The following is a 21,224-nucleotide window of genomic DNA, read 5'->3' as shown; positions in this document are numbered from 1 at the left end:
TCGCCCTGACAACACCGATCCCCGGCAGCGATGCCGGGGATTTTTTTTGCCTGTGTCAGAGCGCCAGGTGTCGTGAGCGCAGGACAAAAAAAAGCCCATCGTGGGAGATGGGCAAAGACTACACACAGCAATTCGTTGTTTCACTCAGGGGATTTCCATGCTTATAAATCAAGGTGTTGATTTATAACCGTGAGCTAATAGTAGGCAGCGGGGCCTTTGCCGTCGATCAGATTCCTCTCAATAGTTAAATTGTTGTGAAGGTCCGGAAGGTGAAACGCGGGTGAGGGGCTTACAAGTCTGGCGTTGAGCCGGCGATCAATAAATTTTGCTTAACAATTGTGCTGGCGGGGAAACAGGCGGGTCTCCCCGCCTGACAATGCATTACTTGCGCCCGGCCTCCAGCTCGCTGAGCTCTTCGAGCACGACGTCGGGATCTTTCGGCGGCGGCGGCACTTCGTGCACCCAGGCGTCATACAGGCGCCAGGAGACGGCCAGCAGCACCGGACCGATAAACAGACCGATCATGCCGAAGGCGATCAGGCCGCCAATGACGCCGGTAAGAATGAGGATCATCGGCAGGTCGGCGCCCATGCGGATAAGCACCGGGCGGATAACGTTGTCCATGGTGCCGACCACGCAGCTCCACACCAGCAGCACGGTGCCCCAGGTGGTGTCCCCGCTCCAGTAAAGCCAGATAATCGACGGCACCAGAACCGGCAAAGGTCCGAGCTGGACCAGACAGGTAAAGATCATCACCACGGTCAGCAGAGCGGCGTAAGGCACGCCGGAGATGGCAAGGCCGATACCGCCCAGCACCGCCTGGGTGAGGGCTGTCACCACCACGCCCAGCGCCACGGCGCGCACGGCCTGGCCGGCCAGCAGCACGGCGGCGTCACCGCGTTTAGCCGCCAGGCGCGTGGCGAAATAGCGGAAACCGTAGGCCACCTGCTCACCGCGCCAGTAGAGCAACGCGCTGAACAGCAGCATCAAACCGCAGTAGACCAGAAGCTTGCCGATGTGCGCCGCCTGACCGACAAACCAGCTGGTAGTGGTGCCAATATAGGGGCGAACCTTGGCCATAATCGCCGAGCCGCCCATATCCAGCAGGCCATGCCAGGCGGAGTAGAGCTTATCGCCCACCAGCGGCACGCTGTTGAGCCAGGCGAAATCCGGCAGCGTCACATTTCCGCTGCTGATGAGTTTGATCAGCGGAACGCTGTTATCCACCAGGCTGTTGACCAGCAGAGCGATAGGAATAACGAATAGCAAAAACAGCAGCAGGGTCATCGCCAGCACCGCCAGCATCCGTTTGCCGAACAGCACACGCTGCAGACGCAGCAGCACCGGCCAGGTGGCGATCACCACGGTGCCGGCCCAGGCGAAGGACAGAATAAACGGCTGCACAACCCACAGGCAGGATATGATAATCAGGGCCAGGAACAGCACCGACAGCAGTATTTGCGGTATGTCCCGAGGCTGATGGGGGTTAATCATAGATAAATTTTACCTTTCCAGTCGCGCCAAAAAGCTGGCGCCGCGTAAATCCATGTACTGATAATAATATCAATAATTTTGCCGGGCTGATTTTGCACAGAAAACACGTGGGCGCATATGAAAAAAATGTGATAAAAAGTTGAATGCGCTACGCAAACGTTTAGTTAGCACCAAGACAATATTTTCAAACACAACATAGTCAGGCAGGGTCAAGTGTGATGATCCCACAAATTTCTCAGGCGCCAGGGGTAGTTCAGCTGGTGCTGAATTTTTTGCAGGTACTGGAGCAACAGGGTTTTACCGGCGATACCGCCACCAGCTATGCCGACAGGCTGACGATGGCCACCGACAACAGCGTCTATCAGCTGCTGCCGGATGCGGTCCTTTTTCCACGTTCCACGGCAGACGTCGCGCTACTGGCGCGCGTCGCCGCCGAACCACGCTTTAAATCGCTGATCTTCACCCCGCGCGGCGGCGGCACCGGCACTAACGGCCAGGCGCTGAACGGCGGAATTATCGTCGATATGTCCCGCTATATGAACCGCATTATCGAAATCAACCCCGAAGAGGGTTGGGTGCGCGTTGAAGCCGGAGTCATCAAAGATCAGCTGAATCAGTTTCTCAAGCCCTATGGCTATTTCTTTTCCCCGGAGCTCTCCACCAGCAACCGCGCTACCCTGGGCGGGATGATTAACACCGACGCGTCCGGACAGGGATCGCTGGTGTACGGTAAGACGTCGGATCACGTGCTTGGCCTGCGGGCGGTGCTGATGGGCGGTGATATCCTCGATACCCAGGCGGTGCCGGTGGCGCTGGCGGAGACGCTGGGCAATACGCCCTCGACGATCGGCCGGATCTACAACACGGTCTACCAGCGCTGCAAGGCGCAGCGCGAGCTGATCATGGATAAGTTTCCCAAACTCAACCGCTTCCTCACCGGATACGATCTGCGCCACGTCTTTAACGATGAGATGAGCGAGTTCGACCTGACCCGGATTTTAACCGGTTCGGAAGGGACGCTGGCGTTTATCACCGAAGCGCGGCTGGATATTACCCGCCTGCCGAAGGTGCGCCGGCTGGTCAACGTCAAATATGACTCCTTTGACTCTGCGCTGCGTAATGCACCCTTTATGGTGGAAGCCAAGGCCCTGTCGGTGGAGACCGTCGACTCTAAAGTCCTCAATCTGGCGCGCGAGGATATCGTCTGGCACTCGGTGAACGAACTGATCACCGACGTACCTGATAAAGAGATGCTCGGGCTGAATATCGTCGAATTCGCCGGGGATGACGCGGCGCTGATTGACCAGCAGGTCACCACCCTGTGCCAGCGGCTGGACGATCTGATGGCCCGCAGCGAGGCGGGAGTCATCGGCTGGCAGGTTTGTCACGATCTTGATGGCGTGGAGCGCATCTATGCCATGCGCAAGAAGGCGGTAGGCCTGTTGGGTAATGCCAAAGGTGCCGCCAAGCCGATCCCCTTTGCCGAGGATACCTGCGTCCCGCCCGAACACCTGGCGGATTATATCGTCGAGTTCCGCGCGCTGCTCGACAGCCACGGCCTGAGCTACGGCATGTTTGGCCACGTCGACGCCGGGGTGCTGCATGTGCGCCCGGCGCTGGACATGTGCGATCCGCAGCAGGAGGTGCTGATGAAGCAGATCTCCGACGATGTGGTGGCGCTGACGGCGAAGTATGGCGGCCTGCTGTGGGGGGAACATGGCAAAGGCTTTCGCGCGGAGTACAGCCCGGCCTTCTTTGGCGAGGCGCTGTACGGCGAACTTAGGAAGATCAAAGCGGTCTTCGATCCCGATAACCGCCTGAACCCAGGGAAAATCTGCCCTCCGGAAGGGGTCGACGCGCCGATGATGAAAGTCGACGCGGTGAAGCGTGGCACCTGGGATCGGCAGATCCCCATCGCGGTGCGCAGCAGCTGGCGCGGGGCGATGGAGTGTAATGGCAACGGGTTGTGCTTCAACTTTGACGTAAAAAGTCCGATGTGTCCGTCGATGAAAGTCAGCAACCAGCGCATCCACTCGCCGAAAGGGCGGGCGACGCTGGTCCGCGAATGGCTGCGTCTGCTGGCGGATCGCGGCGTCGATCCCAATCAGCTGGAGAAGGCGCTGCCGGAGCAGGGCGTTAGCCTGCGCTCGCTGGTGGCGCGCACCCGTAACAGCTGGCATGCGCGCAAAGGGGAATATGACTTCTCGCACGAGGTCAAAGAGGCGATGTCCGGCTGTCTGGCCTGCAAAGCCTGTTCGACCCAGTGCCCGATCAAAATCGATGTCCCGGAGTTCCGCTCGCGCTTCCTGCAGCTGTATCACAGCCGCTATCTGCGTCCGGTGCGGGATCATCTGGTGGCGTCGGTGGAGTCCTATGCGCCGCTGATGGCCCAGGCGCCGAAGACCTTTAACTTCTTCATTAACCAGCCGTGGCTGAAAAAGCTGTCGGAGAAGCATATCGGGATGGTCGATCTGCCGCTGCTCTCGGCGCCGTCGCTGAAGCAGCAGATGGCCGGCCACCGCTCCGCCAATATGACCCTTGAGCAGCTCGAAGCGCTGAGCGACGAGCAGAAGGCGAAGATGGTGCTGGTGGTGCAGGATCCCTTCACCAGCTATTACGACGCTCAGGTGGTGGCTGACTTTATCCGTCTGGTCGAGGCCTTAGGCTATCAGCCGGTGCTCCTGCCGTTCTCGCCGAACGGCAAGGCGCAGCATATTAAAGGATTCCTGACCCGCTTCGCGCGCACCGCGCAGAAAACGGCAGACTTCCTTAACCGCGTGGCGCAGCTGGGGATGCCGCTGGTCGGCGTCGATCCGGCGCTGGTGCTTTGCTACCGCGATGAATATAAGCAAACGCTCGGCGACAAGCGCGGCGATTTCCAGGTCATGCTGGTGCATGAGTGGTTGCCGAAGGCCCTGCCGACCGACGCCCGTCCCGATCTCGGCGGCGAGCCCTGGTACCTGTTCGGTCATTGTACGGAAGTGACCGCGCTGCCGGCGGCGACAAAGCAGTGGGCAGAGATTTTTGCCCACTTCGGCGCGAAGCTGGAAAACGTCAGCGTTGGGTGCTGCGGGATGGCAGGCACCTATGGTCATGAAGTGAAAAACCATGCCAACTCGCTGGCCATTTACGCGCTCTCCTGGCAGCAGGCGATGCAGCGGCTGCCGCGTAACCGCTGTCTGGTGACGGGCTACTCCTGCCGCAGCCAGGTGAAGCGCATTGAAGGCAGCGGCGTTCGCCACCCGCTGCAGGCGTTACTGGAGATAATCGGATGATTTGGAAACGTCAGACCACGCTGGAGCAGCTCAACCGGCTCGGTGAGGGAAACATGGTAGGGCTGTTGGATATTCGCTTTGAGACGTTTACCGACGATACGCTGGAGGCCACCATGCCGGTGGATGGCCGCACCCAGCAGCCGTTTGGTCTGCTGCACGGCGGGGCGTCGGTGGTGCTGGCGGAGACGCTGGGGTCGGTAGCGGGTTATCTGTGCAGCGAAGGCGAACAGAAGGTGGTGGGGCTGGAGGTTAACGCCAACCACATCCGTTCAGCGCGTGGGGGCCGGGTGCGGGGCGTGTGCAAAGCGCTGCACGTCGGGACTCGCCATCAGGTCTGGCAAATTGAAATCTTCGACGAACAGTCGCGATTGTGCTGTTCATCGCGGCTAACCACCGCGGTAATATAAACCGTAAGGGGGAGGCGAATAGCCTCCCTTTTTTCAAGGTAATAAGCGGCAAAGGGCCTGGCAGCGCGAGAGATGGCGTGAGAACACTACCGCGCAGCGGCAAGAAATTATCTAATAAATAGATTATTACCGATCCAATCTCGTTATATATGCTACTCTTTTCAATACGAAATGCATAAAGGTAACAAGAGGACGGTTAACCATGGGTATTCTTTCCTGGATCATTTTTGGACTTATTGCCGGTATTTTAGCCAAGTGGATTATGCCGGGGAAAGACGGCGGCGGGTTTATTGTAACCATTATTCTGGGGATCATCGGCGCCGTGGTCGGCGGCTGGATCAGTACCTTCTTTGGTTTTGGCAAAGTCGACGGGTTTAATTTCGGCAGCTTCGTGGTGGCGGTAATCGGTGCGCTGGTTGTGCTGTTTATCTACCGTAAAGTGCGCAGCTAATTCTCTGCATTCTGTTTTATTCAAGTTAACAAAAGCTGCCGCGATAAGCGGCAGCTTTTTTATTATCGCAGGACTCAGGCAGCGTACCCACGCCAGGGCTATTGCCCGTCGGCATCCTCCGCAACCGGCACCACCTCAACGTGAACTTCGTAGTGCTTCGCCTGACCGGTCGGGATCAGGGCGGTTAGTTTGTTAATGGTTTCCGCCGGCGTATCGGTCGCGACCGTTGCTGAAAACAGCACCGGCTTGCGCGGCGGAAACGGCGGCAGGGGACCATGACCCATCTCCAGCGGAGGACGGCCGCCGTTGTCGACAGCGGGCGTCGGAGCGTCGGTTTTATCAGCCGCAAAAGCGCTGGCGGCGGCCACGGCAGCAATAGCGAACAGCGCAAAGAGAGCTTTTTTCATCTGGTTATCCTCGATAAGCAAGTGCATAAAGAGTAGAGGGCGGCGGCAGGCGGGACAATGCCGTGCGGCGCGAATCCTCTGAATCTCCTTTATTCCTCGCGAATGTGAAGGTCAGATGAGAGCGGGTGTCATTGTGTTCGGGAGCCTCTTAATTCAGCAGTACGCTCATAATCAGCAGCACGGCCATGCACATCGACATAATACTGATATCAACAATCATTCTTTACGACAAAAGCTCCAGCAAACGGGTACGGCGGCCAGGTCACAGCACGTATTATAGTGGTTAAAGATTGTACCCTGCATGCATTCCCTGGACAAACGATTATTAGCCTGGCGTTGCCTGAACTGCCGCGCCTGACCATGGCTTCATGATGATACCGCGAACCGCACCTTGCGCTTAGCGGAGCAACATGAGGATAGCTCATGTTGCAATGAATTTAAGTCGCTTTCCCTCCATCACCGACTCTGGCAAAAATAGACCCATTAACGAATCAACAACATTTACCGGTTGAAGCGCGCCAGGTCTGACTCTGCGTCGCCAGTGGAGAGTACTCCGCTTATTCCGCTTTATACCCGACACCAGGATGGACAATCGCCATGAATAACGAATTTACCTATACGATTAAGCGCAGCCGGTTTGATGAAAATTATAACCCTGCGGAAAATACGCGTATTACCACCAATTTTGCCAATTTGGCGAGAGGGGAGAGCCGTCAGGACAATCTGCGCAATACGTTAATCATGATGAATAACCGGTTTAATACCCTGGCGCACTGGGATAATCCCTACAACGATCGCTATGCGGTGGAACTGGATATTATTTCTGTCGAGATGAAAATTGCTGATGCCGCCAGTTTTCCGGTGATAGAGATCCTGCAAACGCATATTGTCGATAAAAAAACCGGTGAGCGCCATGCCGGTATCGTCGGCAATAACTTCTCTTCCTGGGTACGGGATTATGATTTTAGCGTGCTGCTGCTGGAGCATAATAAAGACCAGAGCCGCTTCAGCGTGCCCGAAAACTTTGGCGAGCTGCACGGCAATATCTTTAAGGATTTCGTGCAATCCAGCGCCTATAAGACCAGTTTCAGCAAGGCGCCGGTGATTTGTCTGAGCGTATCCAGCAAAGATGTTTATCGTCGCACCGGTAACGAACATCCGGTTCTCGGTATTGAATATGCCCAGGAAGGCGTCTCGCTGACCGAGCGCTATTTCAGCAAAATGGGGCTGCAGGTGCGCTATTTTATGCCGAAACACAGCGTCGCGCCGTTGGCCTTCTATTTTTCCGGCGATCTGCTCAGCGATTACACCAGCCTGGAGCTGATCGCGACCATCAGCACGATGGAGACGTTTCAAAAAATATATCGTCCGGAGATTTACAACGCGAATTCCGCGGCGGGGCAATACTATCAGCCCAATCTCAATCACCTGGATCATTCCGTCACCAAAATTGTGTATGACCGGGAAGAGCGCAGCCTGTTGGCGATAGAGCAGGGTAAATTTACACAACAACATTTTATCGACCCGCACAAGACGTTGCTTGAGCAATGGTCTGCTAACTTCGCGCGTTGCTAAACCAATATAAAAGGCTACTTATTATGAAAACATGGCTTCCGACCTCCACCGCTGGCAGTTTACCGAAACCTTCCTGGCTGGCGCAGCCAGAGACCCTGTGGTCGCCCTGGAAACTGTCCAGCGAAGAATTACTGGCCGGCAAGCGCGACGCCCTGCGTTTGTCCCTCGATGACCAGCTGCGGGCCGGGATCGATATTGTCAGCGACGGCGAGCAAACGCGACAGCACTTTGTCACCACCTTTATTGAACACCTCAGCGGCGTTGATTTTGCCAAACGCGAGATCGTGAAAATTCGTAACCGCTATGAGGCCAGTGTTCCAACCGTGGTGGGCGCCGTAGAGCGCCAGAAACCGGTCTTCGTTGAGGACGCGCGCTATCTGCGTCAGCTCACCAGTCAGCCGATTAAATGGGCGCTGCCGGGCCCCATGACCATGATCGACACACTGTATGACAACCACTATAAAAGTCGGGAAAAGCTGGCCTGGGAGTTCGCCAAAATCCTCAATCAAGAAGCGAAAGAGTTAGAGGCTGCCGGGGTCGATATTATTCAGTTCGATGAGCCGGCCTTCAACGTCTTCTTCGATGAGGTGAACGACTGGGGGATCGCCGCGCTGGAACGAGCCACCGAAGGGCTGAAGTGCGAGACGGCGGTGCATATCTGCTACGGCTACGGCATCAAGGCCAATACCGACTGGAAAAAAACGCTGGGCTCAGAGTGGCGTCAGTATGAGGAGGCCTTCCCGCAGCTGCAGAAATCGTCCCTCGATATTATCTCTCTCGAGTGCCACAACTCGCGGGTACCGATGGATCTGCTGGAGTTGATCCGCGGTAAAAAGGTGATGGTCGGGGCGATCGATGTCGCCAGCCATGCGATTGAAACTCCGGAAGAGGTGGCTGCTACCCTGCGCAAGGCGCTGGCGTTCGTCGATGCCGACAAGCTCTACCCCTCCACCAACTGCGGTATGGCGCCGCTGCCGCGCCAGGTCGCGACCGGCAAACTGCACGCCTTAAGCGCCGGTGCCGAGATCGTTCGCCGCGAGCTGGCGGTAAAATAAGGCGGACTGGCTTTCGTGCGCTTCTCCCGGTTAACCTCCTGAGCGGGCCGTTACCCGCTCAGCGTCAGGTTGCCGCAAGCGGGCGGCAGATCGCCCGCAGGGCCACGGCACTGCACAACGGAAACAGCGCCAGCAGAAGCCAGGGATAGACCGCCTGCGGCGAGGGGGTGAGCGCCTGGTCAAGCAAATGGCCGAGCAGCAAATTCCCGGCTAACACCGCGCACCCACCCGCAGTGGCGAGCGCCCCGTAGTGGGCGCCCAGCGTCGACTCCTCGGCAAACAGCGGGATCAGATCCTTGGCTGAAGGCACCAGCAGCATCTGGCCGAGGGTGAGCAGTGTGACAAAGCAGGCCGACGGCAATAATCGCAGCCAGCCGGCGGCGGGCGGCGAGGCGGCGAATAACGCCACGCTGACGAAGGAAGCCGACAGCAGCAGAAAGCCCACCGGCAGAATGCGCACGGCGCCAATACGACGGGCGAAGCGGGCGAGAGGAAGCTGTAGGGTAATAATCAACAGCGAGGCCAGCATAAAAAGCGGCGCCAGATCCTGCTCACGGCCGCCTGCGCGTTGGATCTCCACCGGCAGGGCGAGATACAGCTGGTTGTAGCTCAACAGCCATGAACTGTAGGCAATAATAAACGCGACAAAGCGCGGCTGGCGCAAAGGGGTCCACCACGGAACCCGGCTGCGCGTTTGGGGCCTCTGCCCGTCGGCGGGCAGACAGAAAAAGAGCACCAGCAGCGCCAGAAGAAATATCCCCGCACCGGCGAGGGCGATATGCCGAAAGCCGATCCCGCTCAGTAACCCTCCGGCCACCGGGCCGATAACCGCCCCCAGCTCACCGCACACCGCAAACAGCGCAAACCACTCTGCGCGGCTGCGTTTTCCGTTGGCCTGGCTGTGGGTCCCGGTTCGCGCCAGCAGGGCCTCGATCGACGGGGAAAACAGCGCCCCGCCGACGCCGGTCAGGCAGGCGCCGAGGATAATCGGCTCCAGCGTTGTGCCGCACGCCAGCAGCAGATAGCCGGCAACGCGGACCACGCAGCCGGCGAGGATGATCGCCTTAGCGCCGTAGCGGTCGGCCAGCGTCCCGCCGATGATAAACATGCCCTGCTGAGAGAAGGTGCGCAGCCCGAGGATCAGGCCGATAAGCCCGCCGGAAAGCAGCATCTCGTCGCGCAGGAAGAGGGCAAGGAAAGGGACGACCGCATAAAAGCCAATATTAAAAACGAACTGGCTTCCCAGTAAAACGGGAGGCCAGAGGGTCGCGGCAGGGCGCAGGGGGAAGAGAGGCATACTCGCCCAACCTAAACGATGAAATGAATGTGCTTTTTACCGTGGTACGGGGAGATCTCGATTTTGGTTTTCACCCGGAAAACGTCCCACAGCAGCGCTTCGGACAAAATCTCCTCCGGCGTCCCGTTGGCGAGGATCTGCCCCTGCTGCATCACGATCAGCGAATCGCAGAACATCGCGGCATGGTTAAGATCGTGAATGGCCACAATGCTGGTCACCGGCAGTTCGCTGATCAACTGCATCAGCTGCATCTGATGGTGAATATCCAGATGGTTGGTAGGTTCATCCAGCAGGATCTCACTCGGGTTCTGCGCCAGCGCGCGGGCGATATGCACCCGCTGCCGCTCGCCGCCGGAGAGGCTCAGCCACCCCTGGTCGCTTTTCTCCAGCATCGCCACCCGCTGCAGCGCGGCGGTGACCGCCTCGTCATCCTGAGCGCTCCAGTTGGAGAACGGCGAGTGGTGCGGAATACGTCCCAGCCGCACGACGTCGCGCACCCGCATATTGGCCTCGGTCATGCCGTGTTGCTCGACGAACGCCACCCGGCGGGCGAGCTGCTTTTTCGCCATCCGGGCGATGTCGTGGCCGTCGAGGGTGACGCGACCCGCATCCGGGCGGCGCAGGCCCGCCAGAACCCGCAGCAGCGAGGATTTGCCGCAGCCGTTGGGGCCCAGCAGACCCACCGTTTCGCCGCGCGACACCCGCAGCGAGACATTATTGACGATGACCTTTTTGCCTGCCTTCCAGGTGATATTTTCAGCGCAAATACTCATCACTTATTCCTTGAGCGGTAGATAATCACGGCAAAGAAAGGCACCCCAAACAGGGCGGTCACCACTCCGACCGGCAGACTCTGCGGGGCAATCAGCAGGCGCGAGGCAATGTCCGCCAGCACCATCAGGATCGCCCCCGCCAGCGCGCTGGCGATCAGCAACGTCCGGTGCAGCGGGCCAAAGAAGAAGCGCATCACGTGCGGCACCACCAGGCCGACAAAGCCGATCGAGCCGGCCATGCTGACGATGGTGGCAGTAATCACCGCCGCGGTGGTGAAGAGAATCAGGCGCACGCGCGGCACGGCAATGCCCAGCGAAGCGGCGGCATCGTCGCCGAAGGTGAACGCGTCCAGCGCCCGGGCATACCACAGGCAGACCGCCAGGCCCGCGAGGACCACCACCAGAACCAGCTGGAATTCGGGCCAGCGGACGCCGCTGAAGCTGCCCAGCAGCCAGAACATCACATCGCGCGCCTGCTGCGCGCTGGCGGAGGTGCTGATGGTGTAGGCCGTGAGGGCGTTAAATAACTGCGAGGCGGCGACGCCCGCCAGGATGGTGCGCTCATTGCCGCCGCGCGCGCCGTTGGTCAGAAAGGCAACAAAGGCGAAGGCGGCGAAGGCTCCGGCAAACGCCCCGACGGAGAGGGAGATCGCCCCGGCGCCAAGGCCCAGCACCACAATCGATACCGCGCCGGTGGAGGCCCCGGCGGAGACGCCGAGGACGTAAGGTTCCGCGAGGGCGTTCTTCAGCAGGCTTTGCAGCACGGCGCCGCAGATAGCGAGGCCGGCGCCGCAGCAGGCGGCGACCAGCGCGCGGCTGAGGCGGAAATCCCAGATAACGCTCTCGGAGATACGATTGAGAGGCACCGCGGTTAAGCCGGTTTTATTGCTGATAGCGTAAAAGACGTTCTGCAGCGGGATGGGCAGTTCGCCGACGCTGACGCCCACCGCAATCACCAGCGCCAGCACGCACACGGCGACGACACACCAGCCGGTGAGCAGCATGCTGCGGCGCGTCTGCAATACGGCGGCGCTCATCAGTTAAGCCCCATTTTTCTCAGCTGTTCGCCCACCTGCTCCGCGCCGTAAAGGGTGCGGATGGTCGGATTCATCGCCTGGCCGTCCATCACCACGATATGGCCTTTTTTCACCGCCTCCAGCTGGCTGACGGCGGGATCGCTTTTGAGGAATTTAATCTTCTCCTCGGCCTTATCCAGCGCCCAGCGGTTACGATCCAGGCTCGAGACCACGATCACATCCGGGTTGGCGGCAATGATGCTCTCCCAGCTCACCGTGGGCCACTCGGTCTCGGAGGTTATCGCATTATGACCGCCCAGCACGTTGGCGATAAAGCCGGAGGCGCTGTTTTTACCGCCGACATAGGCATCGGCCGATGGCGAGGCGCTGGAGAACCAGAAGACGAAGGAGAGATCTTTTTTGCTTTTACCGAACTCCTGACGCAGGTCGGCTTCACGTTTTTTGAAATCGGCGATCAGCGCCTGGCCACGATCTTCGACGTTGAAAATGCGGGCGAAATCGCTAATTTCCTGATACAGCCAGGTCATGTCCCACAGCTTCTGCCGGCTGCCGTACATATCGCCGGTAGCCTTTTTGGTGGCGCACATCCCCGGCGACACGTAGCTGTTCACGCCAACGGTGGCAAGATCTTCACGCCTGGCGACTTTGCTTTCCGGCCCCAGCAGCAGCGGCAACTGGGCGGGAACGAAATCGGGATTTTGCGCCAGCACGGATTCCAGGCTCGGGATTTCCACCGTCAGGGTTTTAATCTTCGCGTTTTGCTCAGCCAGCTGGGGTAATACCGTAGTCGGCCAGAAGGCGCTGGCCACCACCTGCTTTTGCAGCCCAAGCAGCAGCAGGATTTCGACCGTATTTTGCCCCAGCGCGACCACGCGCTCCGGCGGCCGGGTAAAGGTCTCCTGATAGCCACAGTTTTCAATCGTCAGGGGGTAGGTTGTTGCCAGCCCGGAACTGACGGCGGTGAACATCAAGCCTAACGCGCAGAGGACCTTCTTCATTAAACGCTATCCTTGTAAACAGGCGAGTAAATGACCAGCAAATGGGAGGAATGCAAATGAAACTCATTATTGGGGCGGGGTTTTATACAATGCCGTATTTACAGTGTCAATGAGTGACTATTTCAGCAGGGAAGGGATTACCCGCAAGGCGGGTGGGTCAGCGCGCCAGAGGGCCGCGAATATACGTCTGCAACCCCTCGGCGAGGAAATTAAATACCCGCTTACAGGCGGGGCTATGGCGCAGGTCCTCATGCATCACCAGCCAGGTATCGAGATACAGAGAAAAGTCTGCCGCCAGCACTCGCTGCAGGGGAATAATGCCGTCGGCGAGGGGCGCCTGGCAGATGCCGATCCCTGCCCCGGCGCGGATCAGGTTCAGCTGGGCGAGGTCGCTATCGGTGCGCATCGCGAAGGCCTCGCGCTGAAAACGGGGATAGCGCGCAAGAGCCCGGCGAACGAGGGGCGTGGCGCTGTCGAAACCAATCAGCGCGTGGCCGTCAAGCTCCTCAGGCGTAGCGGGCCGACCCTGGCGGGTCAGATAGGCATCGGTAGCATGCAGCCCAAGCTCGATCCTGCCGAGACGCCGCGCGATAAGCTGCTCCTGCTGCGGAGCGACCATCCGCACCGCGATATCCGCCTCCCGGTGAAGCAGATCCTGAAACCGATTGGAGAGCATCAGTTCGATGACGATACTCGGGCACGCTTGCCTGAGCCGGGCAATCAGCGGCGGCAGCACCTCGGCGCCGACCACCTCGCTGGCGGCCACCCGCACCACGCCACGCAGATCGGTGCTGTCGCGACTAAAGTTAGCCGCCGTGCGTTCCAGCGCCCGGGCGGTGTTGGCCATTGTCTCGGCGTGCGCCTGCAGCGCCAGCGCCGCGTCGGTCGCCAGCAGGCCGGTTTGCGAGCGGGTAAATAAGGCCTGGCCGAGGGCGGCCTCCAGGCCGGCGATATGGCGACCCGCCGTCGGCTGAGTGATGTTCAGGGTGCGCGATGCGCCCGATAAAGAGCCTTCCTGCAGGACGGCGAGAAAGGTTCGGTACCACTCCCAGGGAATAGAGGTATTCATACAAAAATGTATAGCCGCTCGATGATGGTATGCAATTTCATTTGATATGAGCCGCAGGTAGGCTGTCAAGCATCCATTAGCGAACGGGGAAAGACGATGAACAGCAGCGGCAAAGTCCTGATTTTGGGAGCAAGCGGGGGCATAGGCGGGGAAGTGGCGCGTCGGCTGGCGGCGGACAACTGGCAGGTTCGGGCGCTGAAGCGCGGCGCCCAGCTTCGTGCGCCCGAAGAGGGCATGCAGTGGATTGCCGGGGACGCGCTGGATGCCGGGCAGGTGGCGGCGGCGGCTGCCGGTTGCGACGTGATCGTCCATGCGGTCAATCCGCCGGGCTACCGGCACTGGCGGCAGCAGGTACTACCTATGCTGCGCAACACCCTGCAGGCCGCCGCCCAGCAGCGGGCGTTAGTTGTCCTGCCCGGCACGGTTTACAACTATGGATCGGATGCCTTTCCGCTGATTGCTGAAGCGGCCGCGCAACGGCCGGTGACCCGCAAAGGCGCCATTCGGGTGGAAATGGAGCAGGCGCTGGAGGATTACGTACAGCGCGGCGGCAGGGCGTTGATTGTCCGGGCGGGCGATTATTTTGGTCCGCGCGCCGGAAACAACTGGTTTTCCCAGGGGCTGGTCAAGCCAGGTCAGCTTCCCCGGACTATCAGCCTACCAGGGGCGATCGGCGTGGGGCATCAGTGGGCCTGGCTGCCCGACGTTGCCGCCACCATCGCCGCACTGCTGGCACGCAGGCATGAGCTTGAGCCGTTTGCCCGCTTTCATATGCAGGGCCACTGGGACCCGGACGGCAGCGAAATGAGCCAGGCGATCCAGCGGGTGGTCGCCCGCTATGGCGGCAGGGCGGTAGTGAAGTCCTTTCCCTGGTGGCTGGTGAAGCTGGCGGCGCCCTTCAACGCCACCCTGCGCGAAATGGTCGAGATGCACTATCTCTGGCGTCTACCGGTACGCCTGCGCAACGATAAGCTGGTGGCTTTTTTAGGCGCGGAGCCGCATACCCCGCTCGATCGCGCCGTACATCTGACGCTGCAAGGCCTGGGCTGTCTGCCCGCCGGCGCGATTAACCATGAGGCGCGTGAGGCATAACGCGGCGAGAGAGGTGAGCAGGGTGGGGCGTTATTGTGACCAAATCATAATAACGTCACTCGTTGTCAAACGATAGCGATCGCATTAAGCTAAACGGATGACGAAAAATACCCCCACCCCAGCAAGCCGTGGCCCCGTTGACCACAGCGTTCGGGACCAGATTCTTGACGCGGCCATGGCGCACTTCAGTCGCTATGGCTATGAAAAGACCACGGTCACCGATCTCGCCAAAGCAATAGGCTTTTCCAAAGCCTATATCTACAAGTTTTTTGACTCCAAGCAGGCGATTGGCGAGGCAATCTGCGCCAGCCGGCTGGAGAAGATCATGGTGGCCGTCAGCGAGGCCATCGCCGATGCACCCTCCGCCAGCGAGAAGCTGCGCCGCCTGTTCCGGGCGCTGACCGAGGCCGGCAGTGAACTGTTTTTCGAGGATCGCAAACTGTACGACATCGCCGCCGTCGCGGCGCGCGATAAATGGCCCTCAACGGAGCAGTATGCCGGTCATCTGCAGCAGCTGGTTGGTCAAATTCTGGTCGAAGGCCGCCAGGCGGGTGAGTTCGAGCGCAAAACCCCGCTGGATGAGGCGACCCTGGCGGTCTATATGGTGATGTGTCCTTTCATCAACCCGGTGCAGCTGCAATACAATCTCGACACCGCGCCCACCGCGGCGGTGCTGCTTGCCTCCCTGATCCTGAGAAGTCTCTCCCCCTGATTTGTGACCATTGACTTTATTGGTCACTAGTCTGAGAATGCAGTCACCAACCGGTCTTTTCATTAAGGTGACCTATGCTCAGGCCCAACGCCGTCCATCTTGCCGTCTGCTTTCTGCCGCTGGCCCTCGCGGGCTGCGGCGAACCTGCCGATCATGACGATCCCCGCACCCGGCCGCCGCTGGTGCGGGTGGCGACCGTCGAGCGCGCGGAGGCCAGCTCGCGGGCCTTTACCGGCGTGGTGGTCGCTCGTACCCAAAGCGATCTCGGCTTCCGGGTATCGGGGAAAATCCTTGCCCGGCTGGTGGAGACCGGGCAGAGCGTCCGGCGCGGTCAACTGCTGCTGCGCCTGGATCCGGCTGATCTAACCTTGCAGGCGCAGTCCCAACAGCGGGCGGTCGACGCCGCGCGGGCGCGAGCCAAAAAAGCGGCCAACGATCTGGCCCGCTATCGCGGCCTGGTGGCCAGCGGCGCCGTCTCGGCGGCGGAGTTCGACCAGATCAACGCGACGGCAGAGGCAGCGAGAGCCGACCTCAGCGCGGCCCAGGCGCAGGCAAACGTGGCGCAAAACGCCACCGACTATGCCGGACTGCTGGCGGATGCCGACGGCGTGGTGGTGGAAACGCTCGCCGAGCCGGGACAGGTGGTCAGCGCCGGGCAGGTGGTGATCCGCCTGGCGCGGGCAGGGCAGCGCGAAGCGCGGGTGCAGCTTCCGGAGACGCTGCGCCCAGCGGTCGGCAGCGAGGCGCTGGCGACACGCTATGGCAGCGAATCTCAGCCGGTCACCGCGACCCTGCGGCTGCTTTCGGACGCGGCTGACGCCGCCACCCGCACCTTTGAAGCGCGCTATGTGCTGAACGGCGCGCTGGCGAATGCGCCGCTGGGGTCTACCGTGACCCTGCGTATCAGCAGCGACCAGGGGCCAGGCGAGGTGCTGGAGGTGCCCCTGGCGTCGGTCTACGATCCGGGCAACGGCCCTGGCGTCTGGCGCATTGCGTCGCGCCCGGCCACCGTCTCCTGGCAACCGGTGACGGTGATCGGCCTGAATGATGAAACGGCGCGGGTGACCGGCCCGCTGAAGCCCGGGGAGCCCATCGTCGCCCTGGGCGCCCATCTTCTGCACCAGGGCGAGACGGTGCGTCTGGCGGACCGACGCGAGCATGATGCCGACGGGAGTCAGCCATGAGCGGCGGGCGTTTTAATCTCTCCGCGCTGGCCGTCCGCGAGCGGTCGGTAACCCTGTTTTTGATTATCCTTATCTCGGTCGCCGGGCTGGTGGCCTTTTTCGGGCTCGGTCGGGCGGAAGATCCGCCCTTTACGGTCAAGCAAATGACGGTCATCACCGTCTGGCCGGGCGCCACCGCGCAGGAGATGCAGGATCAGGTCGCCGAGCCGCTGGAAAAACGGCTCCAGGAGCTGAAGTGGTACGATCGCACCGAGACCTATACCCGTCCCGGGATGGCGTTAATCACCTTATCGCTGCAGGATCAGACGCCGCCTTCCGAGGTGCCGGAGCAGTTTTATCAGGCGCGCAAAAAGCTCGGGGATGAGGCGAATAACCTGCCTGCCGGCGTCTCCGGCCCGATGATGAATGACGAATTCGCCGATGTCACCTTTGCCCTCTTTGCCCTGAAAGCGCGGGGAGAGCCGCCGCGGCAGCTGGTGCGTGACGCTGAAGCCCTGCGCCAGCAGCTGCTGCATGTACCTGGGGTGAAAAAAGTGAATATTCTCGGCGAACAGGCGGAGCGCATTTATCTCTCCTTTTCTCATGACCGTCTCGCCACCCTGGGGCTCTCGCCGGAGGCGATTTTTGCCGCGCTGAACAATCAGAATGTGCTGACCGCCGCCGGGGCCATTGAGACCCGTGGCGGGCAGATCTTTATCCGCCTCGACGGGGCGTTCGACCGCCTGCAGCAGATCCGCGACACGCCGATTATTGCCGGGGGCAGAACGCTGAAACTCGCCGATGTCGCCACGGTTGAGCGGGGGTATGAAGATCCTGCTACCTTCCTGATCCGCAATCAGGGCGAACCGGCGCTGCTGCTGGGGGTGGTGATGCGCGAGGGCTGGAATGGTCTGGCGCTGGGGAAAGCGCTGGACGCCGAAACGGACAGCATCAATCAGAGCCTGCCGCTCGGCATGTCGTTGGCCAAAGTGACCGATCAGTCGGTGAATATCAGCGCGGCGGTCGATGAGTTCATGATCAAATTTTTTGTCGCTCTGTTGGTGGTGATGGCGGTGTGCTTTGTCAGCATGGGCTGGCGCGTGGGGGTGGTGGTCGCGGCGGCGGTGCCGCTCACCCTGGCCGTGGTGTTTGTGGTGATGGCCGCCACCGGTAAAAACTTCGACCGCATCACCCTCGGCTCGCTGATCCTCGCCCTGGGGCTGCTGGTGGATGATGCCATTATCGCCATTGAAATGATGGTGGTCAAAATGGAGGAGGGGTATGACCGCCTCAAAGCCTCCGCCTATGCCTGGAGCCACACCGCGGCGCCCATGCTGGCCGGCACCCTGGTGACGGCCGTGGGTTTTATGCCTAACGGGTTTGCGCAATCCACCGCCGGGGAGTATGCCAGCAACGTGTTCTGGATCGTCGGTATCGCGCTGATTGCCTCCTGGATCGTGGCGGTGATTTTTACCCCCTGGCTGGGCGTACACCTGTTACCGGAGAGGAAGTCCGCGGCGGCAGGCCACGCCGCGCTGTATGACACCCCGCGCTATCAGCGCTTCCGCCGGCTGCTGACCCGGGTTATCGCCGGCAAATGGCGCGTGGCCGCCGGGGTGGTGGTGCTGTTTATGGCGGCGTTACTGGGAATGAGCGTGGTGAAAAAGCAATTTTTCCCCACCTCCGACCGCCCGGAAGTGCTGGTTGAGGTGCAGATGCCTTACGGGTCGTCGATTATCCAGACCAGCGCCGCGACGGCGAAAATTGAGCGCTGGCTGCAGCAGCAGCCGGAGGCGAAGATTGTCACCAGCTATATCGGCCAGGGCGCGCCGCGCTTTTACCTGGCGATGGCTCCGGAATTGCCCGATCCCTCATTTGCCAAGCTGGTGGTATTGACCGACGGTCCGGCCTCGCGCGAGGCGCTTAAGCTGCGGCTGCGGGAGGCGGTGGCCAATGGCCTTGCGCCGCAGGCGCGGGTGCGCGTCACGCAGTTGGTCTTTGGCCCTTATTCGCCTTATCCAGTCGCCTGGCGGGTGATGGGGCCCGATCCGCACACCCTGCGCGACATCGCCGATCGGGTGAAAGCGGTGCTGCAGGCCAGTCCGCTGATGCGCACCGTCAATAGCGACTGGGGGTCGCGGGTACCGGTGATGCATTTCAGCCTCAATCAGGACCGGCTGCAGGCGAGTGGGCTCAGCTCCCAGGCCGTCGCCCAGCAGCTGCAGTTCCTGCTGTCAGGGATCCCCATCACCACCGTCCGGGAGGATATTCGCGCGGTGCAGGTCATCGGCCGCGCGGCGGGCGATATCCGTCTGGACCCGGCGAAAATCGCCGACTTCACTCTCGTAGGCAGCGGCGGGCAGCGGGTTCCTTTGTCGCAGATCGGTGAAGTCGACGTCAGGATGGAAGAACCCCTGCTCCGTCGTCGCGACCGCACGCCGACCATTACCGTCCGGGGAGATGTCGCAGATAACCTGCAGCCGCCGGATGTCTCCAGCGCGCTGATGAAGCCGCTGCAGCCCATTATCGACTCCCTGCCGCCTGGGTATCGCATCGAGACGGCGGGGTCGATCGAGGAGTCAGGCAAAGCCACCCGGGCAATGGTGCCGTTATTTCCGATCATGATCGCCCTCACGCTGCTGATCATTATCCTGCAGGTACGTTCCCTGTCGGCGATGGTCATGGTTTTCCTGACCGCGCCGCTGGGGCTGATTGGCGTGGTGCCGACGCTGCTGCTGTTCAATCAGCCGTTTGGCATCAATGCCCTTGTGGGCCTGATCGCCCTGTCAGGGATCCTGATGCGAAATACGCTGATCCTGATTGGTCAAATCCACCATAACCAGCAGGCGGGGCTCGATCCGTTCCATGCGGTGGTGGAGGCGACGGTGCAGCGAGCCCGTCCGGTTCTGCTGACCGCGCTGGCGGCGATCCTGGCGTTCATTCCGCTGACGCATTCGGTTTTCTGGGGGACGCTCGCCTATACGCTGATTGGCGGGACGCTGGGGGGAACCATCATGACCCTTATCTTCCTGCCGGCCATGTATGCGATCTGGTTCCGCATCCGCCCCGAGCGACCGGCTGACGCAGCGCAACGTCCGGCGCTGGACCCTCAGGGGTAATTCCCCCTTGCCGGACCGGGCCAGGACACGCGGTCAGGCCCGGCCCCGGGCTGCGTCAGGCAGATAAGGATACCGGGACCGCACGGCTGCGCTGTTGATCTTTTTCCAGCCGGTCGAGGCAATCGAGGCTGATGGCCGAGGGCGAGGTGGCGCCGGTGAGGGTCATGGTGACCTTCATATCCTCGGCAAATAAGCGCAGCAGGTGCGCCACCCCCGCTTCGCCTGCGGCGGCGAGGGCATAAATATAGGCCCGACCAAGCAGGACTCCCTTCGCGCCGAGGGCCAGCAGGCGAATAACGTCCACGCCGGAGCGCACTCCGGAGTCGGCAAGGACCGTCAGATCGTCGCCGACCGCATCCGCCACCCGCGGCAGCGCCCGGGCGGTGGGGATGGCGCCATCGAGCTGTCTGCCGCCGTGATTGGAGACCACAATGCCATCGGCGCCCAGCCGCACGGCATTGCGCGCATCGTCGGCATCGAGGATCCCTTTAATGATCAGCTTTCCTGGCCAGCTGTCGCGGATCCACTCCAGATCGTGCCAGGCGATGGACGGGTCGAAGTTGTTGCTGATGAACCCCATATAGTCATCCATGGTCATTTTGTGGCCGGTATAGGCTTCGATGTTACCGAACGACAGGGGTCTGCCCGCCAGGCCGACGTTCATTGCCCAGCGCGGGTGGGTGCAGGCCTGAAGATACTGTCGCAAGGTGGCGTGCGGCCCGGACATCCCTGAACGGTTATCGCGATACCGTGAGCCGGGGATCGGCATATCGACAGTGAATACCAGGGTTTTCATGCCGGCAGCCCAGGCGCGTTCCAGGGCATTACGCATATAGCCGCGATCTTTCAGTACGTACAGCTGGGACCAGAGCGCGCCGCTGGCGTGGCTCGCCACCTCCTCAATGGAGCAGACCGACACGGTGGACAGAGTGTAAGGGATCCCGGCGCGGGAGGCGGCGCGGGCCGCCTGGACTTCGCCGCGGCGGGCGTACATTCCGGTGGCCCCGACCGGCCCCAGCGCCACGGGCATCGCCCATGGGGCATCAAGGATGGTGGTGGCCAGCGTCGGCTCACCCGCTCCGCACAGCACGCGCTGGCGAAGGGCTACCGAGGCGAGCTCGGCGGCATTAGCGTTCATGGTATTTTCCGCCACCGCGCCACCGTCAATATAGTCAAAAAGGAAACGTGGCAGACGGCGACGAGCGGCTTCGCGATAATCGCTGGGGGCTGAAACAATCATGATTATATCCTTATGTCTTTTAACCTAAGTGGATGTTCTGCAGGCAAAAAAACTATAGGC

General features: G+C 60.7%; 17 protein-coding genes and 1 other RNA gene. 9 read left to right on the top strand and 9 right to left on the bottom strand.

Going from position 1 to position 21,224, the window contains the following annotated elements:
* Positions 1-83: 83 nt before the first annotated feature.
* An RNA gene (gene rprA, locus KHQ24_RS23440) (antisense sRNA RprA) lies at positions 84-191 on the bottom strand.
* Between the two features lie 190 nt (positions 192-381).
* Positions 382-1,494 carry an AI-2E family transporter YdiK gene (gene ydiK / locus KHQ24_RS23435; protein ID WP_211777503.1) on the bottom strand — a complete coding sequence of 371 codons (1,113 nt, stop codon included), beginning with the start codon at positions 1,492-1,494 and terminating at the stop codon, positions 382-384.
* Positions 1,495-1,712: 218 nt separating this feature from the next.
* Between ydiK and KHQ24_RS23430 the strand changes: the two genes are divergently transcribed.
* The 3 genes from KHQ24_RS23430 (at position 1,713) to KHQ24_RS23420 (ending at position 5,627) form a co-directional block, all read left to right on the top strand.
* Positions 1,713-4,769 (top strand): FAD-binding and (Fe-S)-binding domain-containing protein, encoded by a 3,057-nt coding sequence (locus KHQ24_RS23430; protein ID WP_211777512.1) that lies wholly within the window; start codon positions 1,713-1,715, stop codon positions 4,767-4,769.
* A complete protein-coding gene (gene menI / locus KHQ24_RS23425; protein ID WP_004203111.1) occupies positions 4,766-5,176 on the top strand; it encodes a 1,4-dihydroxy-2-naphthoyl-CoA hydrolase in 411 nt (136 codons plus the stop codon). Before KHQ24_RS23430 ends, menI begins: the two co-directional genes overlap by 4 nt.
* 202 nt (positions 5,177-5,378) lie before the next feature.
* Positions 5,379-5,627, top strand: a complete 249-nt coding sequence (locus KHQ24_RS23420) for a GlsB/YeaQ/YmgE family stress response membrane protein (protein ID WP_004203110.1) — start codon at positions 5,379-5,381, stop codon at positions 5,625-5,627.
* 98 nt (positions 5,628-5,725) lie between these two features.
* Here KHQ24_RS23420 and KHQ24_RS23415 read toward each other — a convergent pair whose 3' ends face one another.
* Entirely contained in the window at positions 5,726-6,034 is a 309-nt protein-coding gene (locus tag KHQ24_RS23415; protein ID WP_043519802.1) for a hypothetical protein, read from the bottom strand.
* Positions 6,035-6,631: 597 nt separating this feature from the next.
* Between KHQ24_RS23415 and KHQ24_RS23410 the strand changes: the two genes are divergently transcribed.
* Together KHQ24_RS23410 and KHQ24_RS23405 are read left to right on the top strand one after the other, a co-directional pair.
* Entirely contained in the window at positions 6,632-7,609 is a 978-nt protein-coding gene (locus KHQ24_RS23410; protein WP_211777502.1) for a DUF1852 domain-containing protein, read from the top strand.
* A gap of 23 nt (positions 7,610-7,632) precedes the next feature.
* Positions 7,633-8,664: a methionine synthase gene (locus KHQ24_RS23405; RefSeq protein ID WP_004203106.1), complete on the top strand. Its 1,032-nt coding sequence runs from the start codon at positions 7,633-7,635 to the stop codon at positions 8,662-8,664.
* Positions 8,665-8,728: 64 nt separating this feature from the next.
* Here the strand turns inward: KHQ24_RS23405 and KHQ24_RS23400 are convergent, their stop codons facing one another.
* The 5 genes from KHQ24_RS23400 to KHQ24_RS23380 all read right to left on the bottom strand — a co-directional run bounded on the left by KHQ24_RS23400 (position 8,729) and on the right by KHQ24_RS23380 (position 13,838).
* Positions 8,729-9,961, bottom strand: coding sequence for an MFS transporter (locus KHQ24_RS23400; RefSeq protein WP_060656019.1), 1,233 nt, complete (start codon positions 9,959-9,961; stop codon positions 8,729-8,731).
* 11 nt (positions 9,962-9,972) lie between these two features.
* Complete coding sequence (locus KHQ24_RS23395) at positions 9,973-10,734, bottom strand: ABC transporter ATP-binding protein (protein WP_004203103.1); 762 nt, start codon at positions 10,732-10,734, stop codon at positions 9,973-9,975.
* On the bottom strand, positions 10,734-11,771 hold the full coding sequence (locus tag KHQ24_RS23390; protein ID WP_211777501.1) for a FecCD family ABC transporter permease: 1,038 nt from the start codon (positions 11,769-11,771) through the stop codon (positions 10,734-10,736). The genes KHQ24_RS23395 and KHQ24_RS23390 overlap by 1 nt, the downstream gene beginning before the upstream one ends.
* Positions 11,771-12,769: an ABC transporter substrate-binding protein gene (locus tag KHQ24_RS23385; protein WP_004203100.1), complete on the bottom strand. Its 999-nt coding sequence runs from the start codon at positions 12,767-12,769 to the stop codon at positions 11,771-11,773. Before KHQ24_RS23385 ends, KHQ24_RS23390 begins: the two co-directional genes overlap by 1 nt.
* A gap of 157 nt (positions 12,770-12,926) precedes the next feature.
* Positions 12,927-13,838 carry a LysR family transcriptional regulator gene (locus KHQ24_RS23380; RefSeq protein ID WP_032456255.1) on the bottom strand — a complete coding sequence of 304 codons (912 nt, stop codon included), beginning with the start codon at positions 13,836-13,838 and terminating at the stop codon, positions 12,927-12,929.
* 96 nt (positions 13,839-13,934) lie between these two features.
* Here KHQ24_RS23380 and KHQ24_RS23375 point away from each other — a divergent pair, with 96 nt between their 5' ends.
* From KHQ24_RS23375 to KHQ24_RS23360, 4 genes are all read left to right on the top strand, one after another.
* Entirely contained in the window at positions 13,935-14,930 is a 996-nt protein-coding gene (locus KHQ24_RS23375) for an NAD-dependent epimerase/dehydratase family protein (protein ID WP_065904596.1), read from the top strand.
* 97 nt (positions 14,931-15,027) lie between these two features.
* Complete coding sequence (locus KHQ24_RS23370) at positions 15,028-15,642, top strand: TetR/AcrR family transcriptional regulator (RefSeq protein ID WP_114508247.1); 615 nt, start codon at positions 15,028-15,030, stop codon at positions 15,640-15,642.
* 74 nt (positions 15,643-15,716) lie between these two features.
* Positions 15,717-16,826, top strand: coding sequence for an efflux RND transporter periplasmic adaptor subunit (locus tag KHQ24_RS23365; protein ID WP_048324723.1), 1,110 nt, complete (start codon positions 15,717-15,719; stop codon positions 16,824-16,826).
* On the top strand, positions 16,823-19,924 hold the full coding sequence (locus tag KHQ24_RS23360) for an efflux RND transporter permease subunit (RefSeq protein WP_211777500.1): 3,102 nt from the start codon (positions 16,823-16,825) through the stop codon (positions 19,922-19,924). The genes KHQ24_RS23365 and KHQ24_RS23360 overlap by 4 nt, the downstream gene beginning before the upstream one ends.
* Before the next feature lie 55 nt (positions 19,925-19,979).
* On the opposite strand, the gene lldD is transcribed toward KHQ24_RS23360, so the two are convergent.
* Positions 19,980-21,164: an FMN-dependent L-lactate dehydrogenase LldD gene (gene lldD, locus KHQ24_RS23355; protein WP_017900850.1), complete on the bottom strand. Its 1,185-nt coding sequence runs from the start codon at positions 21,162-21,164 to the stop codon at positions 19,980-19,982.
* Positions 21,165-21,224 lie beyond the last annotated feature (60 nt).

It is taken from the genome of Klebsiella sp. 54 (assembly GCF_018223875.1).
In the GTDB taxonomy this organism is placed as follows: Bacteria; Pseudomonadota; Gammaproteobacteria; order Enterobacterales; family Enterobacteriaceae; genus Klebsiella; species Klebsiella quasipneumoniae.
This window is presented reverse-complemented; position numbering and strand designations above follow the sequence as displayed.

Coding starts and splice junctions, on each gene's coding strand:
- ydiK (WP_211777503.1), bottom strand. CDS start 1,494: ATGATTAACCCCCATCAGCCTCGGGACATACCGCAAATACTGCTGTCG.
- KHQ24_RS23430 (WP_211777512.1), top strand. CDS start 1,713: ATGATCCCACAAATTTCTCAGGCGCCAGGGGTAGTTCAGCTGGTGCTG.
- menI (WP_004203111.1), top strand. CDS start 4,766: ATGATTTGGAAACGTCAGACCACGCTGGAGCAGCTCAACCGGCTCGGT.
- KHQ24_RS23420 (WP_004203110.1), top strand. CDS start 5,379: ATGGGTATTCTTTCCTGGATCATTTTTGGACTTATTGCCGGTATTTTA.
- KHQ24_RS23415 (WP_043519802.1), bottom strand. CDS start 6,034: ATGAAAAAAGCTCTCTTTGCGCTGTTCGCTATTGCTGCCGTGGCCGCC.
- KHQ24_RS23410 (WP_211777502.1), top strand. CDS start 6,632: ATGAATAACGAATTTACCTATACGATTAAGCGCAGCCGGTTTGATGAA.
- KHQ24_RS23405 (WP_004203106.1), top strand. CDS start 7,633: ATGAAAACATGGCTTCCGACCTCCACCGCTGGCAGTTTACCGAAACCT.
- KHQ24_RS23400 (WP_060656019.1), bottom strand. CDS start 9,961: ATGCCTCTCTTCCCCCTGCGCCCTGCCGCGACCCTCTGGCCTCCCGTT.
- KHQ24_RS23395 (WP_004203103.1), bottom strand. CDS start 10,734: ATGAGTATTTGCGCTGAAAATATCACCTGGAAGGCAGGCAAAAAGGTC.
- KHQ24_RS23390 (WP_211777501.1), bottom strand. CDS start 11,771: ATGAGCGCCGCCGTATTGCAGACGCGCCGCAGCATGCTGCTCACCGGC.
- KHQ24_RS23385 (WP_004203100.1), bottom strand. CDS start 12,769: ATGAAGAAGGTCCTCTGCGCGTTAGGCTTGATGTTCACCGCCGTCAGT.
- KHQ24_RS23380 (WP_032456255.1), bottom strand. CDS start 13,838: ATGAATACCTCTATTCCCTGGGAGTGGTACCGAACCTTTCTCGCCGTC.
- KHQ24_RS23375 (WP_065904596.1), top strand. CDS start 13,935: ATGAACAGCAGCGGCAAAGTCCTGATTTTGGGAGCAAGCGGGGGCATA.
- KHQ24_RS23370 (WP_114508247.1), top strand. CDS start 15,028: ATGACGAAAAATACCCCCACCCCAGCAAGCCGTGGCCCCGTTGACCAC.
- KHQ24_RS23365 (WP_048324723.1), top strand. CDS start 15,717: ATGCTCAGGCCCAACGCCGTCCATCTTGCCGTCTGCTTTCTGCCGCTG.
- KHQ24_RS23360 (WP_211777500.1), top strand. CDS start 16,823: ATGAGCGGCGGGCGTTTTAATCTCTCCGCGCTGGCCGTCCGCGAGCGG.
- lldD (WP_017900850.1), bottom strand. CDS start 21,164: ATGATTGTTTCAGCCCCCAGCGATTATCGCGAAGCCGCTCGTCGCCGT.